Raw genomic sequence first — 16,544 nt, 5'->3', positions numbered from 1 at the left:
GTCCGTCAGTTGCGACAAGTCATACAGCAAGAGAAGTGGTCAGCCCGAGGGCGGTCCACCGCGCCGCGCGGGGGTCGCGGCTTGTTGCGGGTGCCGATTTGCCGGATGAGAGTCCGGCTACGCCAGGAACGGTAGGCTCCGGTTACAGGATTGTCAACGATTTCACAGAAGCTTGGTCAGACTGTCACAGGTAGGCAGCTGGGCAGGCAAGATATGTGTCTGACGATTGTTGACAATGCTGACGCCAGCGCGCGATCGAGTGACATAGATAACTCTATGAATTTTCTTCACGAAGATCGTTGAGCCAGTCGCGGCTCGCCCGGGTGACCCGGGCCGGCACACCGAGGTCGGTCAGCCCCGCCCGTCGCCCGGCCCGGCGGGGCTGGTCATCGCAGGTCCGCCGCGTCCATCTCGCGCAGTGCTGCGATCACGCTGGCGATGTGCTCGCGCATCGCCTCCTCGGCCGCCTTTGCGTCGCGGTTGCGGATCGCCTCGATGACCTTCTCGTGCTGGGGCAGCGAGATCGCCGGCCGCCCCGGGTGCAGCGAGAGCATGAACTGGTGCCGGACCAGCTGGCCGCGCAAGGTCTCGATGATGCCGTCGGCGGTCCGGTGACCGGCGATCTCCCGGATCGTGCTGTGCAGCCGCTGGTTCAGGTCGCTGTACCGGCGGAACTCGCCGGCCGTCACCGCCCGGCGCATCAGCAGGCCGATCTCGTCGAGCGCAATAGCCTGCTCGTCGGTCACCCGGTCCGCGGCCCGCGCCGCCACCAGGCCCTCGAGCACCATCCGCACCTCGGTGATCTCGACGGCCTCCTCGATCGGCACCTTGCGGACGTGCGCGCCCCGGTTGCGCTCCACCCGCACCAGGCCGTCCGCTGCCAGTTCCTGCAGGGCCGCCCGCACGTTGAACCGGCTCACCCCGAGCCGCTCGCACAGCTGCGCCTCGACCAGCCGCTCGCCGGGCAGGTAGTCGCCGCGCAAGATGGCGTCGCGCAGCGCGTCCCGCGCCCGGGTCAGGGTTTCGCTCACGATCCGTCTCCGATCAACTGCTGCAGTCGTGGATAGACCCGGCGGGCGTTGCGCTCGAAGACCTTCGCCCGGTCCTCGGCCGGCAACCCCAGGGCCTCGATGTAGCGGCGGGTGTCGTCGAAGTAGTGCCCGGTTTGCGGGTCTTTACCACGTACCGCACCCACCATCTCCGACCCGAACAGCAGGTTGTCCACGCCGATCACGCCGAACAGCAGGTCGATGCCGGGCTGGTGGTAGACGCAGGTGTCGAAGAAGACGTTCGCCAGCACGCTCTCCTCCAGCGGCGGCCGCCGCAGCATGTCGGCCAGGCCGCGGAACCGGCCCCAGTGGAACGGCACGGCACCGCCCCCGTGCGGGATGATCATGCGGAGGCCGGGCAGGTCGCGGAACAGATCGGCCTGCAGGAACTGCATGAATGCGGTGGTGTCGGCGTTCAGGTAGTGCGATCCGGTGGCGTGGAAGTTCGGGTTGGTCACCTGCGAGACGTGCACCATCGCCGGCACGTCCAGCTCGATCATGGCTTCGTAGAAGGGGTACCAGCTGCGGTCGGTGAGCGGCGGCGACGTCCAGTGCCCGCCACTCGGGTCCGGGTTGAGATTGCAAGCCACAAAACCCATTTCCCGTACGCAGCGGCGCAGCTCGGCGATCGACCGCTCGATCGGCACGCCGGGCGACTGCGGCAGCTGACAGACCGGAGCGAAGCTCTCCGGGTAGAGGCTCGCTACCCGCGCGACCAGGTTGTTGCACGCCTCCGTCCAGCGCCGGCTCACGTCCTCGTCGCCCTCGTGGTGGGCCATCGCGGAGGCACGCGGCGAGAACAGGATGCGGTCGATGCCGCGTACGCCCATCAGTTGACGTTGGGTTTGCACCGACTCCCGGATCGCGTCGTCCGAGATCTCCGGGTAGGTGGGCGGTGCGGTCCCGGCGGCAAAAGATTCCAATTGCGCGGTACGCCATGACGTGTGCGCCGGAGGCACGGTCGTGTAGTGCCCGTGACAGTCGATGATCATGAGGGTGTCACCGGCGGCGTGCCGTGCGTGTGGAACGACTCGATGGTCTGGAGACCCCAGGCCTGCCCCTTGGCCCGCTCCGCCTCGGTCCAGTCGACCGGTTGCCAGTCCGGGGCCAGCACCAGACGCGCACCGGCGTTGCACAGCTCGATGCGGTTGCCGCCGGGCTCGTACACGTACAGGAAAAAGGTTTGTTGAATGGCGTGTTTGTGCGGCCCGGTCTCGATGAAGACGCCCTGCTCGAGCGCGATGTCGGCGGCCTTGAGGATGTCCTCGCGGGTGTCCGTGGCGAACGCGATGTGATGCAGCCGGCCCGCGGTGCCGGTGCGGTCCCGGGTGTAGACGGCGTCGTAGCCCTTGTTGGTGAAGGTCGTCCAGCTGCCGGCCACGCTGCCGTCGTCCAGCACGATCTGCTCGGTGACCAGGGCACCGAGGGTGTCGCGCAGGTAGTCCCGGTTGGCCACCACGTCGACGCCGAGGAAGTTGATGTGGTCGAGGCGGCGCACGCTGACCCCGCGGGCCGGGTACGCCTGGGCCTGGTTCTTCAGCGCCGGCTTCAGCTCATCGGTGGGACGGAACCACTCGCTGTCGTAGTAGAGGCCGAACTCGTGGCCGTCCGGATCGGTGAACACGTACGTGTCCCCGTACCCTTGATCGCCCGCCACCCAGCCGACGCCGCGCCCGCTCGCCTCGATCTCCCGCACCCGGGCTTGCAAAGCCTCCGGGCTGGCCGCGCGCAGGCAGGTGCGGCCGACGCCCGAGGTGGCGTGGCCGGTGAGCTTGATCGTGATGTTCTCGTAGTCGTCCCAGGCGCGCAGGAACACCGAGTCGCCGGATTCGCCGTTCACGGTGAGGCCCAGGTAATTGGTGAAGAACGCGACGCTCTGATCGACGACCGGAGTGCGGATCTCGACGTGGGCCAGATGGGCGATCTGGTGCAGAAGTGGCATGGCGACTTCTTCTTTCAAGAGCGGGGGAACGCGATGCCGTCGAAAAGCCTGCGGGCGGTGCGGACCACGCCCGAGCGGACGACCCGGGGCGGATCGGCGGCCGGATCCACGATCACGTCGACGAGCAGGTGGCCGGTGGGGTGTTCGACGTCGACCCGGCTGGACCAGCCGGCGGTGAGCTCGTGGCCCACGGCGCCGGGCAGCAGCATGCCGGTGACCGTGGTGATGGCGGCCAGCACGCCGATCGCGGTGTGCGGCTGCACCGGGATGAACGACCGGGTGCTGACCTGGCCGCCGTCGCGGGGCGGTGCGATGAGGACGGTCTTGGGGATCGAGCCGTTCTCCGGTAGTTGCATGAGGCGCCCGGCCTGGCGACGGAACGCATCAATCCGTTTCGTTGTTTCTGCGTCGGCAAGTTGCTCGGGCGACTCGTAGCCGGTCAGGCCGAACGCCTCGGCGGTGGCCAGCACCACCGGCATGCCGTTGTCGACGCAGGTGACCTCGATGCCGTCGATCACGTCACGGACCCGGCCGGTGGGCAGTAGCTCTGTGCTGGCGGCGAAGTCCAGGAGCACGGGTGCTGCGGTGCCGGGGACGCCGGAGATCTGGACATTACCGCTGTACTCCACCCGGCCGTCCGGGGTGGGGAAGGTGGCGACCGCGACGCTGTCCGAGTTGACCATGCGGATGCGCACCCGGGTCTCGGTCGCGCCGGCCGGCACCAGGCCGCGGTCCACCGCGAACGGGCCCACCCCGGCCAGGATGTTGCCGCAGTTCTGTTGGTCGCTGACCGTGGCCTCGTCGACGCCGACCTGCAGGAAGAGGTAGTCGACGTCGGCGGCCGGGTCAGCGGACCGGCTGACCACGGCGACCTTGCTGGTCAGCGAGGTGGCGCCGCCGAGGCCGTCGATCTGCCGCGGGTCGGGGGTGCCCATCAGCCGCAGCAGCAGGTCGTCGCGGTCGGCCGGGTCGGACGGCAGGTCACCGGCCTGGAAGTAGAGGCCGCGGGAGGTGCCGCCGCGCATCATCATGCAGCGGACCCCGTCGCCGGTTTTTGTCACGGCCGGTTCTCCGCGTGGCTGACGTTCTCGGTTTTTGTCACGGCCGGTTCTCCGCGTGGCTGACGTACTCGGTTTTTGTCACGGCCGGTACTCCGTGTGGCTGACGTACTCGACTCCCAGCTCGGGCAGTCGCGCGCGCAGGCCGTACCGGTCGAGGCCCAACTCGCCCGCGGCGAAGGCGGCGCGGGCGGCCGACTCCTTCCGGACGCGCTCCTCGGCGGCGACCAGGGCCCGGTCGACCGCGGCGCGCGGCACCAGGGTCACCCCGTCGTCGTCGCCGAGCAGCACGTCGCCGGGGTGGACCGTCTGGCCGCCGAGCGAGATGGGAACGTTCACAGCACCCGCGGTCGACTTGACGGTGCCCTGCGCGCTGACCGCCCGCGACCAGACCGGGAAGCCCATCTCGCGCAGGTCGGCCACGTCCCGGACGCCGGTGGCCAGGACGGCGCCGCGCACGCCACGGTGCTGGAGCGCGGTCGCGAACAGTTCACCGAACAGGCCGTCGGTGCACGGCGAGTTGGTGGCCACCACCAGCACGTCGCCGGGCCGGCACTGCTCGACCGCGACGTGGATCATCAGGTTGTCGCCGGGCCAGCACATGACGGTCACCGCGGTGCCGCCCATCCGCGCGCCGGTCCACACCGGACGGAACTCGGGCCCGAGGTAGCCGACGCGGCCGAGCGCCTCATGCACGGTGGCGACGCCGTAACCACCGAGCGTCTCGGCCGCGGCGATGTCGGCGCGCGGCGGATCGGTCACGACGACGGTCCTCATGACGCCAGCCTAGGTGGCCCTTCCAGATTGTCAACAATCAAGGTGACAGGACTCTCTATTAGCCGAGAGGATGCGCCCTCCCGGCCTGTCAGATTGTCGACAACATTGTTCCCGCAGGTAAAGGGAACGCGTTGCTCCGTACGGCCGGGTAATCCCGGCGTGGCGCCGATTCCGCTGTTGTGCCGATTATCCGGACAATAGCCCCATGTCTCGCAAACGGCGGCGTCTCGCGCTGATGGGGGCCCTCCTCCTCGTCAGCGGCCTGCTCCTCGCACACCGCTATCCGCCGGCCACCCGCCCGGCTTCCGTCCAGATGACGCCACCGTCCGCCGGGGTGCTGCCCGTCCCGACTGACCGGGCCGGCGTCACCTCACCCGAACCGCGCCAGATCACGGTGGGTGCCGCACCGGTCAGCGTGCGGTACACGTTCGACGGTGGCGTCCACCGCCCGCTCACGGATCTGAACGGCCAGCACGAACTGCGGCCGCTCGGGCAGAACGGGGGACTGCTGAGGCTCGTACGCCAAGGACCTGGTTTCGCCGTCGTCTACCCGAACCGCTGCACGCTGACCTTCGAACGCGACTGCCCGCGCGCGATCCTCGAGGGCTTCCGCGACGACAGCCTCAACCCCGGCACGCGAACGCTGCGGTACGGTGCCTCGGTCCTGATGACACACGGCGACCTGTCCGACGGTGCGAACGTGCTGCAGAAGGGCTACTCGGTAGGCGGCACAAGCCAGTTCAAACTGCAGGTCGACCACCGCCTGGGTCACCCCAGCTGCGTGATCACCGGAAACCGCCGCCGCATCTACCGAGCCGAGCCGTGGATCGACGTGGCCGACGGCCGCTGGCACCACCTGATGTGCACCCGATCCGGCAACCGCCTGACCTTGACGGTCGACGGGGTCGACCGGGCTTGGGTGGGCGTGCCCCCACGGCTGTCGATTGCTAATGCCGAGCCGCTCCGGGTGGGTGGCAAGGGCGCCGCGGTGGGGAACGACCAGTTCGCCGGCGCCATCGACAACGTGTTCCTGACGATCGGCCACTGACGGTTCCGGGCGGTGCGGCTCTCGCGGTGTTGATCGCCGCCGGCCAGCACCTCTACAAGGTCGCGCCGCCGCCCGGGGAAGGTCAGGGCAGCTGGTTGATACGCACCATGTTGCCGGCCGGGTCGCGGAACGCGCAGTCACGAACGCCGTACGGCTGGTCGGCCGGCTCCTGCACCACGTCGGCGCCGGAGGCCTGCACCTTGTCGAACGTGCCGGCCAGGTCGTTGGTGGCCAGGATGATGCTCGCGTAACTGCCCTTGGCCATCAGCTCGGCGATAGTCTGCCGCTCCTCGTCGGTGATCCCCGGGTCGGCCGCGGGCGGGTGCAGCACGATCGACGTCTGCGGCTGCCCCGCCGGCCCGACGGTGATCCACCGCATTTGCCCGTAGCCGACGTCGTTGCGTACCTCGAACCCGAGCGCGTCGCGGTAGAACTCGAGCGACTTCTCCGGGTCGTCAGTGGGGAGGAAGGTCGCGTTGATGATGATGTCCATGCAGTTCAGGTTAGGTTGGGCCGACTCGTGGCCGCTTCTCGATTCCTGATCGGTCGCATGACCTGCTTAGCCACGCAGTTCGGAATCCCCGCCCCGTCCTCCCGAGCCAGCCGCCGATAGGTGCTCGGCGACATCCCCACCAGCTCGGAGAACCGGGTGCTGAACGTCCCCAAAGACTGACATCCCACCGCAAAACAAACCTCGGTGACCGACATGTCCCCGATCCGCAGCAGCGTCATGGCCCGCTCGATCCGCCGAGTCATGAGATAGCTGTACGGCGACTCCCCGAACACGGCCCGAAACTCCCGGCTCAGATGCCCCGCCGACATGTGCACCCCACGTGCCAACGCCTCAACATCCAGCGGCTGCGCATAGTCCCGATCAATCCGATCCCGTACGCGTCGCAGCAGCACCAGCTCACGCAGCCGTGCTTCCCCCTTGGCCGTCACGCCTACAGCGTGCCCGCCAACCCACCCGTTTGCCTAGGAACAACTCGGCTTTCAGGTGGTCTGCATGCGTTCGGACAGGCCGCGTAGCTCTGTGCCGCCGGCTTGGCGACGGGAGCGGTTGAGCAGCACTCCGACGGTGGCCGCGACCTCCGGTGAGGTGCGCACGTGCTGCGGTGCCATGCGTTCGGCGGTGAGCAGGAAGCGGATCGCCTCGCGATCGTGGGCACCGAGGCGGGTCAGGGCACGGGCCGTGTCGGCGTAGTAATAGACCTGCCGGACATCGGCGGGGATTGCGGACGGGTCGGTTTGGCGGGCGATCTCGACGACGCGGGCCGGGTCGCCGTCGTCGACCTCGATGCTCATGCGCCAGATGTTCACGTTGGTGGGGCCGAAGAACATGCTCATCGTGGTGGTCTCGCCGGTGCGGCGGGCCAGCTCGGCTGCCTCGATCAACCAGTCGCGGCTGTCGTCCAAGCGCCGGCGGCAGCGGCTGGCCAGGGCGGCGACCAGGTGCAGCGAGCCGAGCACCTCCGGACCGCCGGGCCGGCTCAGGTAGCGGCCCAGGTCGTCGATGGCTCGTTCGGCCAGCGTCTGGCCCCGCTGGTACGAGCCGCACGCGATAGCTGACCTGGCCATCGCGTACGCCGCATGCCCTCGCAGCACCGGGTCGCCGGCGGCGTCGGCCGCATCGCGACATCGTTCCGCACCCAGCCAGGCGTCCGCGGGATGCCCGAGGCTGCGCAGCACCGAGCAGGCGATGGATGCGGCGTCGCAGAGCAGCCGCAGCGCCTCGGCATGATCCGGGCCGGCCGTCTCGGTATGCAGGTCGCGCAGCAGGACCGGCAGCAGCCGGGCGGCCCCCGCGTAGTCGCACGCCTGGTGCAACGCATCGGCCAACGCGACGCTGCGCGCCAACTCAGCCACCGGCGGCGCGGACCCGGCCGGCGGCTCGGTCAGGTCGATGTCGACGAGCGCCCGGCGCAGCCCGAGCACGCTGGCCCGGGCAGCCGCCGTAGCCCGGTCGGGCGCCGGCACCTCGGTTCCCGCCAGATCACCAGGCGCACACTCGAGCGCACTCGCCATGTCCGCCAGCATGAACCGGTTGTCCGTCGCCTGAAGCCCCCGTTCAACCCGACTCCAGGTGGCGTGCGAGACCCCGGCCCTGCTCGCGGCATACCGAACGCTCCACCCGCGCATCAACCGGCGCGCGCGAATGCGTTCCCCCACCGCAGGGTCAGCCCTCCGTCGTGGAGTCATAGAGCGACGCTAGCCTCACCCGAGACCCAAGCGGTCCGTCCCTGTACCACTGCGGGGCGGGGCACGCTGTTGCGATTGCTGCGTTCGTTGCGGGTAATTCGATTGCCGTTGGGGGTGGAATGTCGGCAACGAGCCAGGTCAAGCCGGGAGCTGACGCCGTGACCTTCGTCGTCTACGACGCCAGTGTGCTGTACCCGAGCACGCTGCGAGATCTGCTCGTCCGGATAGCGCAATCCGGTCTGGTGCAGGCCAAGTGGAGCGACGACATCCTCGACGAGATGTTCGCAGCGTTGCGCCGGCAACGCCCCGACGGCCATGACCCAGCGGTCCGCCGGCGGCGAGCGAACAAGCGCACCCCGAAAAGGGGCGTGCCGGGCACCCTGAGGGTGCCCGGCACAGAGGGTGGCGGGTGGATCAGGCAGGCGACAGGGAGAAGCGCTCCCAGGTGCCCAGACCGTAGGTCGGATTTTGTAGGTCGTAGTCACGCGACGAGATGAGCGGCGCGGTGCCCGCGCCGGCCGACGAGACGATCTGGTCGTCGATCCACGACCGGATGTAGACCGTGCCGTCCGTGTTGTAGTCGAAGAAGTCGAACATCTGGGCGTAGCCCAGCGATGTGCCGCTGGCGCGGAGCGGCTTGGTGCCGTTGCTCTCGGAAGTAACCAGCTTGTTGTTCGCCAGCGAACGGAGACCGAAGACGCCGCCGAACTCGTTGTTGGCATCGACGAGCTCGAACTTCTCCCAGCTGCCGACCGCGGTCGAGGCCGGAACGAGCGGGTTGTTTCCGGCGCTCGGTGCCGTCACGATCTTCGAGCTTGCCTTGGAGCGGATGCTGAAGACCGGAGCCGGAGCTTCGATGTCGAACTTCTCCCAGCTGCCGTTGATCTGGGTGGCGCTGGCGAGCAACGGCGACGTGGTGCTGGCCGGGGCACTGACGTACTTGTTGTTGGCCCGGGATTTGACGCTGACCGTGCCGTCGGTGTTGTTGATCAGATCGAATCGCTCCCAGCCCCCGACCGCGCTGGCCTGGGCCAGCAGCGGCTTGGAGCCACCGCTCATCGCGGTGACGTACTTGTTGTTCGCTTTGGAGCGCAGCGCGATCGAACCGCTGCCACCGTCGACGATGTCGAATTTCTCCCAGCCGCCCATCGAGGCGGCGCGCGCCACGAGTGGCTTGGTGCCGCCCGAGTCGGCAGAGACGACCTTGCCGTTGGACCGCGCCCGGAGACCGTGGGAGCTACGGGCCGGGCCGGGGCTGCCCACGTTCAGCAGCCGGTCGACCGAGCCCTTGGTGTCGAAGACCGGACCCGCGATGGCGCCGGTGATGAGGCGGTCGCGAACCTGCTTCGGGGTCATCGACGGGTTGGCCTGGAGCAGCAACGCGGCGGCGCCTGCCACGTGCGGCGACGCCATCGAGGTGCCGCTGGCGGTCAGCGTGCCCTGCGAGGTGCCAGCCGACGCGGACACAATGTTCACACCGGGCGCGTAGATGGTCGTGCACTTTCCGTAGTTCGAGAACCATGCCCGGACGTCGAGGTTGTCGGTCGCACCCACCGTGATGGTCTGCGCGGCGCTGGCCGGCGACGATTCACACGCGTCGGCCGCCTCGTTGCCGGACGCGACGGCGTAGGTGACGCCGCTGGAGACGGACCGGCTGACCGCCTCGTTGAGCGCCAGGTCCTTCGCGCCGCCGAGGCTCATGTTGGCCACCGCCGGCTTGACCGCGTTGGCGGTCACCCAGTCGATGCCCTGGATGACGTCCTCGGTGGTGCCGAAGCCCTGGCAGTCGAGTACGCGGACGGCCACCAGGTTGACGCCCTTGGCGACGCCGTACAGGTTGCCACCAACCGTGCCGGCGACGTGCGTACCGTGGCCGTCACAGTCGTCCGCGACCGGGCTCTCCTCCGCGGGCGTGCCGACGAAGCTGTAGCCGTGGCTGGCCCGTCCGCCGAAGTCGGCGTGGTTGATGTCGATACCGCTGTCGAGCACGTACGCGGTGACACCGGCGCCCGTGCCCGGGTACTGGTAGGACTGGTTGAGCTTCGGCCCGACCTGATCGATCCGGTCCAGTCCCCAGGACGGCGGGTTGGCCTGGGCGTCAGTGGCCGTGAACCGGTGAACCGGCGAGACGTACGCCACGTCAGGGTCCGCCTCGACATGCTTGGCCTGAGGAGCGGTCATCGAGACCGAGTAGCCCTTGAGCGCGTGGGTGAACACAGTTCCGACCTTGCCGCCGCTCTCCTTGACGAGAGCAGTAGCGGCCGCCTCGACCTTCGCGGGCGTGGCCTTCTTGTCCTTCAGTACGACGATGTAGCGGCCCGGCACCTGCGAGTTCAGGTCTGCGCTACGGATGTCCGGCCGCTTCCGCGCATCGTCGGAGGGGGCAGCGTGGGCGGCGCTTCCCACGCTTACGACGGCCGTCGCGGAGGCGAATACGAGCCCCGCCGCCGATAGTGACAGCAAGCCACGGTGTTTCACAGATAGATCTCCCCGTGTTTCAGTAGCCGTCCAACAGGACGCCCAGCAGTGGACATCGACCGTTCACCGGTACGACGCCTACGATCATCGATGGGGAGTTCCTATCCGCGCCTCAGCCTTTTGGTCGATACTGTGGCGTCTCGTCGTGGCGAGCAGTCCGCTGTGGCCCTCGTTCCGGACGAGGTGGGAAGCCTTGACTTCCGCGCACCGCTACGCGGGGTCTGGGGGGTTGGCCCCCAGATCAATATGCGAGAAGCCCTGGTCGCGCACTTTTGCGGATAGGGGCCTCCCGGCTTGGAGCGGGTTCCAGGTGTGACCCCACGAGCTAGCGCCTGGAGCACGAGCGGTCTTGCTGACGGTGTTCCGCAAGACGCGACAGATCGAACGAACTGAGGTCGGGCGTGCGATTGCCGCCCAACAAGCGTGTGAGTCCGGGCACGAGACCCACGCTCCCGCGACCGACATCTACGAACGGAAATGGCTCTGAGGAACCGGAGGCTCAAACGATGACCACGCGTCACAACCGTTGGGAGCGTACCGGCGCCGGCATGACGCAGCCGCAGTTTCCCGCTTGGAGTCGGCGGAGCTACCCCAACCGTGCCACTGCTGGCCCGCCTCGCAGCAGCACTGGACGCCGACCTTGACATCGCGTTCCGCCCGCACAACTCAGTCGCTGCTTGATCGGAGCTGGCGTCGCCGTGCTGCATATGCGTTTTAGCTAGCGCTGCGAGTCAAACAAGTAAGCCGAGCACCGCAGTGACCGCAACCGATAGTCACCGTGGGGGTCTGGGGGGTCGCCCCCCAGGTAGATATGCGAGGAGGCCCCGGTCCGCGCTTTCCGCGGACAGAGGCCTCCCGACGACGAGCGGGTGACGGGAATCGAACCCGCACTGTCAGCTTGGGAACCGTACAGAACGGTACTCGGCTGGCGAAGATCCGCAGGCTGATACGGCCACGAGTGGCCTGGACTGACTTCGGTCAGCCTGCTACAACGGCACGCGGATGGCACGGGCGGCGAGCGAGCGCACTCGCGAAGTATTCACTGCTGCGGGCTGTGGAACTCGTCGCGAGCTGGCTGACATACCAAGAACGGTATATGCTCGTCCGGTGAGCAGCCGGTACGACATTGAGCTGGAACCCGAGGTACGGGACTGGCTTGAGACGTTACGGCTCAAGGACTATGCGAAGGTCGAAGCCATGGCGGACATCCTCGCGGAACGAGCTGAAACTCTCGGTGAGCCATACTCGCGACATCTCAGCGGTAAGACTCGCGAGCTGCGGTTTCACCTCGATCGGGCCGCCGTCCGGATCAGTTACTGGCTGGCCCCGGGAGCGCGAGCAGTGTTGCTGACCGTGTTCCGCAAGACCCGACAGATCGAGCGAGCCGAGGTCGCAAGGGCGATCGCAGCCCAGCAAGTCTGCGAGTCAGGGCATGAGACCCACGCGCCCGCGTCCGAGATCTACGAACGGAAATGGCTCTGAGGAACCGGAGGATCGGACGATGACCACGCGTCACACCCGTTGGGAGCGTACCGGCGCTGACGAACACGTCGCCGCGTACGAAGAAGCTCGCGCGGCGCTGCTGCTCGGTCAGATGGTTCACGACCGGCGCACCGAACTCGCAATGACCCAGGCCGATCTGGCGGAGCGCGCCGGTATGACGCAGCCGCAGCTCTCTCGTCTAGAGTCCGGCGGAGCCACCCCGACCGTGCCATTGCTGGCCCGCCTAGCAGCAGCGCTGGACGCAGATCTCGACATCGCGTTCCGCCCCCACAACTCAGTCGCTGCTTGATCGAGCGCGAAGGCCAAGGTGCCCAACCTCCGCGGGGAGATGGCGGCTTTCGCCTGCCTCCGGCTGAGAAACGAACCGGTGAGGCACGATCGATGCCGGGAACCGCGTCCAGCGGCGCACTATGCTCCGATCTCCGCCGGCCCGATCGTGAAGGAGGCGCCTGATGGGAGCTCATCACGCGGCCTGCAAGTTCAGTGCCACCGTCATGACAGCGGACGTCGCCGTTTTACACATGCTCCGCGCGCTGTGCCAGCACTGTGAGTCAGGCAAGTACAAGCAGATTGCCTGGGGCGGCACGGGAGAGGGCGACTGGCGGAAGAACGGGAACGAGGTGACGTTCCGGTTCACTCGACAAGCTGACCGAGATTCCTTCCTCAGGGAAGCACAACGGCTGTTGCCGGGACTCTGGCACCTGGTCAAGATCAACAACCTAGATCCGGCCACTCCACGCCGATAGGGACGCGTACGTCGGGGTGGGCGCACAGCCGTCTGCGCCGGGTCGAACACACCTCAACGTCATCTCTCCGGATAGTCGCCACCCCGGGCGGCGCCGCCGGTCGGCCACGGCCCTGCTTGATCAAAGGATTGGCCGAGCCGCAAGGGCGAGGGGTTCCGTTGAACGACAAGCGGAGACAGGTGGGACACGAAGATGCCGCGCCAGACCAGCTGCCGAGTGCTGGAGCACTTCACCTAATGGCACGGCGGCAGCTGACAGTGCGCAGGAACGAAGAACGCCTGGCCTTGGCATCTGTCATGACCAGGCGCTTCGTATTGGAGCGGGTGACGGGAATCGAACCCGCACTGTCAGCTTGGGAAGCTGATGTTCTGCCATTGAACTACACCCGCGGCGGCCCCACTGTACCCGATTCGGGTGGGGTGTGGCGGGACCGGGCGGCGGGTCAGCGCGCCACCGCCAACGGGCGGGATAAGCGGGAGCGGGACTGGGCGCGCCACGTGCGGGAGGTGGGTGGAGCGGTGGGCGTGGCTGCCAGCGGGATGGCGCCGGCTGGGCCGTGGTGGCGGAGGGTGGCTGAGTCAACGTGTAGTTCGTACAGGTGCCAGTCGACGTCGGGGGAGGCTCGCAGGGTGCTGGCCAGGGTGGCGATCACTACGGGGTCTTGGACACGGGTGGCTCGGCCGGTCAGGTAGGCCTCGTCGTCGCTTTCCTCGGCGGGGAAGGAGTGCAGGGCGTAGCGGCCGTCGCGTTCCAGGTCGCGGCGTTTGGGGGAGGCGACTATGAAGCAGTACAGGGCCTGGTCGGTGAGCACGGGGGAGACGGGGTGCAGGCGGGGTGCGCCGTCTCGGCGGATGGTGGCCAGGTAGGCCATGCCGGGGCCGTACTGCTGTAGCAACGCTTGGATGCCGGACGCCAGGGTGGGGTCGGCGGCGGCGAAGTCGGACCAGGAAGCCATGGGGAGAGTCTATCGAACAAATGTTCGACACGCCCGCGAAAACACGCCGAATGGGCTGGTAGGTATGGTGTTGCGATGCTGCTCTCCGACCGCGACCTGGTCTCCGAGATCAAGGCCGGCGACCTTGCGCTGGAGCCGTTCGAGCCGGCGCTCATGCAACCGTCCAGCATCGACGTGCGGCTGGACAGGTTCTTCCGGGTTTTCAACAACCACCTGTACACGCACATCGATCCAGCCGAGCAACAGGATGACCTCACCGCGATGGTCGAGGTGGCCGACGGCGAGCCGTTCGTGCTGCACCCGGGCGAGTTCGTGCTGGCCTCGACGCTCGAGGTGATCACGCTGGGCGATCAGCTGGCGGGGCGGCTCGAGGGTAAGAGCAGCCTGGGGCGGCTGGGGCTGCTCACGCATTCGACGGCCGGCTTCATCGACCCGGGATTCTCGGGGCACGTCACGCTGGAGCTGTCCAACGTGGCCAATCTGCCGATCAAGCTCTGGCCGGGGATGAAGATCGGGCAGCTGTGCATCTTCCGGCTGTCCAGCCCGGCCGAGCATCCTTACGGCTCCGCCGTTTACGGATCCCGCTACCAGGGACAACGCGGCCCGACGCCGAGCCGCTCGTCGCAGAACTTCCGCACCTGGCCAACCACCTGAGAGTCGCTCGCGCGCGAGTGGCAGGCTGGCGCGATGAGCGGGGAGATTGAGCGGGCCTACCTGGCACGGACGCGCGCGGCCTATGACACCGTCGCGGCCGACTATGCCGACGTGCTCCGTGGCTTCATGGCCGACGCTACCTGGGACCGGGCCGTCCTCAACGCGTTCGCCGAGCTTGTCGACGGGCCCGTGGTTGACGTCGGGTGCGGGCCGGGGCGGATCACCGGCTACCTGGCCGAGCGCGGCCTCGACGTCAGCGGCATCGACCTCTCCCCGCAAATGGTCGAGGTGGCGCGGCGGGAGCATCCCGGCGTCAGCTTCCGGGTCGGGTCGCTGCTGGCACTCGACCTGGCCGACGCCAGCATCAACGGCCTGGTCGCCTGGTACTCGCTGGTGCACACCCCGAAGGAGCTACTACCCGCCGCTTTTGCGGAGTTTGCCCGGGTGCTGCGACCGCAAGGGCACCTGCTGATCGCCTTCAAGGCCGGCGACGACAAGCGCCACATAACCACCGCCTACGGGCATGACGTCGACGTGGACACGTACGACTACCCGCCGCAGGCGATCGCCGACCTGCTCGCCGCAAATGGGATCCGCGAGACGATGCGGCTCGTGCGGGCGGCCGAAGGCATCGAGCGCCAGCCTCAGGCGTACCTCCTCGGGGTGAAAGCCTAAGCCCGACGCACCCGCACGCCATGCCCGGCAGCCGTGCCCAGCACCTGCTCGATCTGTGCCGGCGTCAAGCCGGCGGTCGGGACCGGCAGGACTCGGGTGCGGGTCCGGCCGAAGATCAGCTGGCCGGACGTCTGCTCGACAAACCTAAAAGCATTCCAGGTGTACGCATGACGCGTGGCCCGGCTCGAGCTGGCAACGCCGGTTTCGGTGATTTCGTACGTGGTGAGCTCCGCGTCCTGCATGGCCTCGCGCATGCCGATGTTCGTCAGGAACATCGGGAACGCGACCGCCAACAGCAACCCGGTGAGCAGCAGCACCATGCTCAGGTCGCCGGTCGTGGCCTGCATCGCCAGGGCCAGGGCGATGGCGGCCCAGCCCAGGCCGCGCGAGGTCAGCACCAGGGGGCGGAGGCCGCGGCGGATGGCGACGGCCAGGAGCCGGGCGTCCGGCTGCGCGGTGATCTGGAGGAGCACAACCCGAAATGTAACTTTTTAGCGATTCGCGGGGAATGGCCCGGTCGGCCGAGCGGGGACCATGATCGTACGATTGCGGCTAGTCACCGGAGAGGAACTGCCGTGTACCTGATGATCTCGAAGTATCTGGTCCCGCTCGACGAGGTCGACCAGGCCCGCAGTGCTCATCTGGCCTTTCTGGACGGTATGGAGGAGCGCGGTCTGCTGGTCACCGCGGGCCGGCAGAACCCGCCGAAGGGTGGCGTCGTGGTGCTCGCGGTCGACGACGAGGCGGAGGCCCGCGAATTGATCGCCGCGGACCCTTATGTGCAGGGCGGACTTGCCGAATACACCGCGGTGGGCTGGACGCCGGCCCGGGGTGCCCTGGTCGACTACGGCAAGCCGTAGTCGAGGTCCTTCTCGGCCAGAAGTCCGCGAATGGTCAGCTCTCGGGAGACCGGGGGCGGGCACTCGTCGACGATCACCGCGGCGCCCACGTAGGACGTCCCGAACAGGCCACGCAGCGCGCGCACCTGTGCGCCGGTCGACGCCCAGTCGTCCACCACCAGCACCCGGTCGTCCGGTCGCACCAGGCCCTCGCGTACGCCTAGCAATTGACGTTGCCCACGATGGTCCGCAGGAACCTCCGCCCAGCTCATGGGCTCGGCGATCGGGCGCCGCGCGCCCGCACGATAAGCTTCCACAAAGCCGGCGCCGAGCGCGCGTGCCACCAGCGGTCCCACCAGAAATCCGGTGACCTCGGGAGCCACCACCACGGTCGGCGCGGGGTCGCGGAAGAGGTCTGCCAGCGCTTCCCCCAGACCGGAAAGGATCAGCGGATCACGCCACCATCCGGAGCGGTTGCTGACCAGGTACTCGCTACCGTCGCCGGGGTCGGTCCAGCGGAACGCGTGCCGGAGGCGGTCACGCAGATCGTCTGCCACGCGGACATCCTGTCACCGGCGGCGGCCCGACTGACCGACACCCAGGTAACAGGTGGTCAGAACC

General features: G+C 68.0%; 19 protein-coding genes and 1 tRNA gene. 7 read left to right on the top strand and 13 right to left on the bottom strand.

The features are described from left to right. Positions 1-386 precede the first annotated feature (386 nt). The 5 genes from Ari01nite_RS19150 to Ari01nite_RS19130 all read right to left on the bottom strand — a co-directional run bounded on the left by Ari01nite_RS19150 (position 387) and on the right by Ari01nite_RS19130 (position 4,826). Positions 387-1,031 carry a GntR family transcriptional regulator gene (locus tag Ari01nite_RS19150; protein ID WP_239162847.1) on the bottom strand — a complete coding sequence of 215 codons (645 nt, stop codon included), beginning with the start codon at positions 1,029-1,031 and terminating at the stop codon, positions 387-389. Further along, positions 1,028-2,041, bottom strand: a complete 1,014-nt coding sequence (locus tag Ari01nite_RS19145) for an amidohydrolase family protein (RefSeq protein WP_203782627.1) — start codon at positions 2,039-2,041, stop codon at positions 1,028-1,030. The genes Ari01nite_RS19150 and Ari01nite_RS19145 overlap by 4 nt, the downstream gene beginning before the upstream one ends. Beyond that, positions 2,038-2,991 carry a VOC family protein gene (locus Ari01nite_RS19140; RefSeq protein ID WP_203782626.1) on the bottom strand — a complete coding sequence of 318 codons (954 nt, stop codon included), beginning with the start codon at positions 2,989-2,991 and terminating at the stop codon, positions 2,038-2,040. Before Ari01nite_RS19140 ends, Ari01nite_RS19145 begins: the two co-directional genes overlap by 4 nt. Positions 2,992-3,005: 14 nt before the next feature. Further along, positions 3,006-4,052, bottom strand: a complete 1,047-nt coding sequence (locus Ari01nite_RS19135; RefSeq protein WP_239162846.1) for a 4-oxalomesaconate tautomerase — start codon at positions 4,050-4,052, stop codon at positions 3,006-3,008. A 78-nt stretch (positions 4,053-4,130) separates the two neighbouring features. Further along, on the bottom strand, positions 4,131-4,826 hold the full coding sequence (locus Ari01nite_RS19130; RefSeq protein WP_203782625.1) for a 4-carboxy-4-hydroxy-2-oxoadipate aldolase/oxaloacetate decarboxylase: 696 nt from the start codon (positions 4,824-4,826) through the stop codon (positions 4,131-4,133). Positions 4,827-5,031: 205 nt separating this feature from the next. On the opposite strand from Ari01nite_RS19130, the gene Ari01nite_RS19125 reads away from it, so the two are divergent. Further along, positions 5,032-5,874 (top strand): LamG-like jellyroll fold domain-containing protein, encoded by an 843-nt coding sequence (locus Ari01nite_RS19125; RefSeq protein WP_239162845.1) that lies wholly within the window; start codon positions 5,032-5,034, stop codon positions 5,872-5,874. A gap of 82 nt (positions 5,875-5,956) precedes the next feature. On the opposite strand, the gene Ari01nite_RS19120 is transcribed toward Ari01nite_RS19125, so the two are convergent. The 4 genes from Ari01nite_RS19120 to Ari01nite_RS19105 all read right to left on the bottom strand — a co-directional run bounded on the left by Ari01nite_RS19120 (position 5,957) and on the right by Ari01nite_RS19105 (position 10,479). Then, positions 5,957-6,367: a VOC family protein gene (locus Ari01nite_RS19120; protein WP_203782624.1), complete on the bottom strand. Its 411-nt coding sequence runs from the start codon at positions 6,365-6,367 to the stop codon at positions 5,957-5,959. 5 nt (positions 6,368-6,372) lie between these two features. Further along, positions 6,373-6,816, bottom strand: coding sequence for a helix-turn-helix transcriptional regulator (locus Ari01nite_RS19115; RefSeq protein ID WP_203782623.1), 444 nt, complete (start codon positions 6,814-6,816; stop codon positions 6,373-6,375). Between the two features lie 51 nt (positions 6,817-6,867). Further along, positions 6,868-8,073 carry a helix-turn-helix domain-containing protein gene (locus Ari01nite_RS19110; RefSeq protein WP_203782622.1) on the bottom strand — a complete coding sequence of 402 codons (1,206 nt, stop codon included), beginning with the start codon at positions 8,071-8,073 and terminating at the stop codon, positions 6,868-6,870. Between the two features lie 414 nt (positions 8,074-8,487). Continuing rightward, complete coding sequence (locus tag Ari01nite_RS19105; protein WP_239162844.1) at positions 8,488-10,479, bottom strand: S8 family peptidase; 1,992 nt, start codon at positions 10,477-10,479, stop codon at positions 8,488-8,490. 1,179 nt (positions 10,480-11,658) lie between these two features. On the opposite strand from Ari01nite_RS19105, the gene Ari01nite_RS19100 reads away from it, so the two are divergent. The 3 genes from Ari01nite_RS19100 to Ari01nite_RS19090 all read left to right on the top strand — a co-directional run bounded on the left by Ari01nite_RS19100 (position 11,659) and on the right by Ari01nite_RS19090 (position 12,800). Continuing rightward, positions 11,659-12,033 (top strand): type II toxin-antitoxin system RelE/ParE family toxin, encoded by a 375-nt coding sequence (locus Ari01nite_RS19100; protein WP_203782620.1) that lies wholly within the window; start codon positions 11,659-11,661, stop codon positions 12,031-12,033. Positions 12,034-12,052: 19 nt separating this feature from the next. After that, the gene (locus Ari01nite_RS19095) at positions 12,053-12,343 is read left to right on the top strand and encodes a helix-turn-helix domain-containing protein (RefSeq protein WP_203782619.1); all 291 of its coding nucleotides are present in this window, start codon (positions 12,053-12,055) and stop codon (positions 12,341-12,343) included. Between the two features lie 163 nt (positions 12,344-12,506). Beyond that, positions 12,507-12,800 carry a hypothetical protein gene (locus tag Ari01nite_RS19090; RefSeq protein WP_203782618.1) on the top strand — a complete coding sequence of 98 codons (294 nt, stop codon included), beginning with the start codon at positions 12,507-12,509 and terminating at the stop codon, positions 12,798-12,800. Positions 12,801-13,115: 315 nt separating this feature from the next. Here Ari01nite_RS19090 and Ari01nite_RS19085 read toward each other — a convergent pair. Continuing rightward, positions 13,116-13,189, bottom strand: a tRNA-Gly gene (locus Ari01nite_RS19085). Positions 13,190-13,242: 53 nt separating this feature from the next. Then, positions 13,243-13,755, bottom strand: a complete 513-nt coding sequence (locus Ari01nite_RS19080) for a pyridoxamine 5'-phosphate oxidase family protein (RefSeq protein ID WP_203782617.1) — start codon at positions 13,753-13,755, stop codon at positions 13,243-13,245. 75 nt (positions 13,756-13,830) lie between these two features. Here Ari01nite_RS19080 and dcd point away from each other — a divergent pair, with 75 nt between their 5' ends. Further along, entirely contained in the window at positions 13,831-14,409 is a 579-nt protein-coding gene (gene dcd / locus Ari01nite_RS19075) for a dCTP deaminase (protein WP_203782616.1), read from the top strand. A 33-nt stretch (positions 14,410-14,442) separates the two neighbouring features. Further along, positions 14,443-15,084, top strand: coding sequence for a class I SAM-dependent DNA methyltransferase (locus Ari01nite_RS19070; RefSeq protein WP_203782615.1), 642 nt, complete (start codon positions 14,443-14,445; stop codon positions 15,082-15,084). Here the strand turns inward: Ari01nite_RS19070 and Ari01nite_RS19065 are convergent. Beyond that, a complete protein-coding gene (locus Ari01nite_RS19065) occupies positions 15,081-15,557 on the bottom strand; it encodes a YcxB family protein (RefSeq protein ID WP_203782614.1) in 477 nt (158 codons plus the stop codon). The genes Ari01nite_RS19070 and Ari01nite_RS19065 overlap by 4 nt on opposite strands. A gap of 111 nt (positions 15,558-15,668) precedes the next feature. Here Ari01nite_RS19065 and Ari01nite_RS19060 point away from each other — a divergent pair, with 111 nt between their 5' ends. Beyond that, positions 15,669-15,944 carry a YciI family protein gene (locus Ari01nite_RS19060; RefSeq protein WP_203782613.1) on the top strand — a complete coding sequence of 92 codons (276 nt, stop codon included), beginning with the start codon at positions 15,669-15,671 and terminating at the stop codon, positions 15,942-15,944. On the opposite strand, the gene Ari01nite_RS19055 is transcribed toward Ari01nite_RS19060, so the two are convergent. Then, complete coding sequence (locus tag Ari01nite_RS19055) at positions 15,929-16,480, bottom strand: phosphoribosyltransferase (protein WP_203782612.1); 552 nt, start codon at positions 16,478-16,480, stop codon at positions 15,929-15,931. The two genes, Ari01nite_RS19060 and Ari01nite_RS19055, sit on opposite strands and share 16 nt — an antisense overlap. Positions 16,481-16,544: the final 64 nt, after the last annotated feature.

The organism is Paractinoplanes rishiriensis, assembly GCF_016862375.1.
Lineage (GTDB): Bacteria > Actinomycetota > Actinomycetes > Mycobacteriales > Micromonosporaceae > Actinoplanes > Actinoplanes rishiriensis.
Note: the sequence above shows the minus strand (reverse complement) of the source record. Positions and strands in the feature narration are given on the sequence as shown.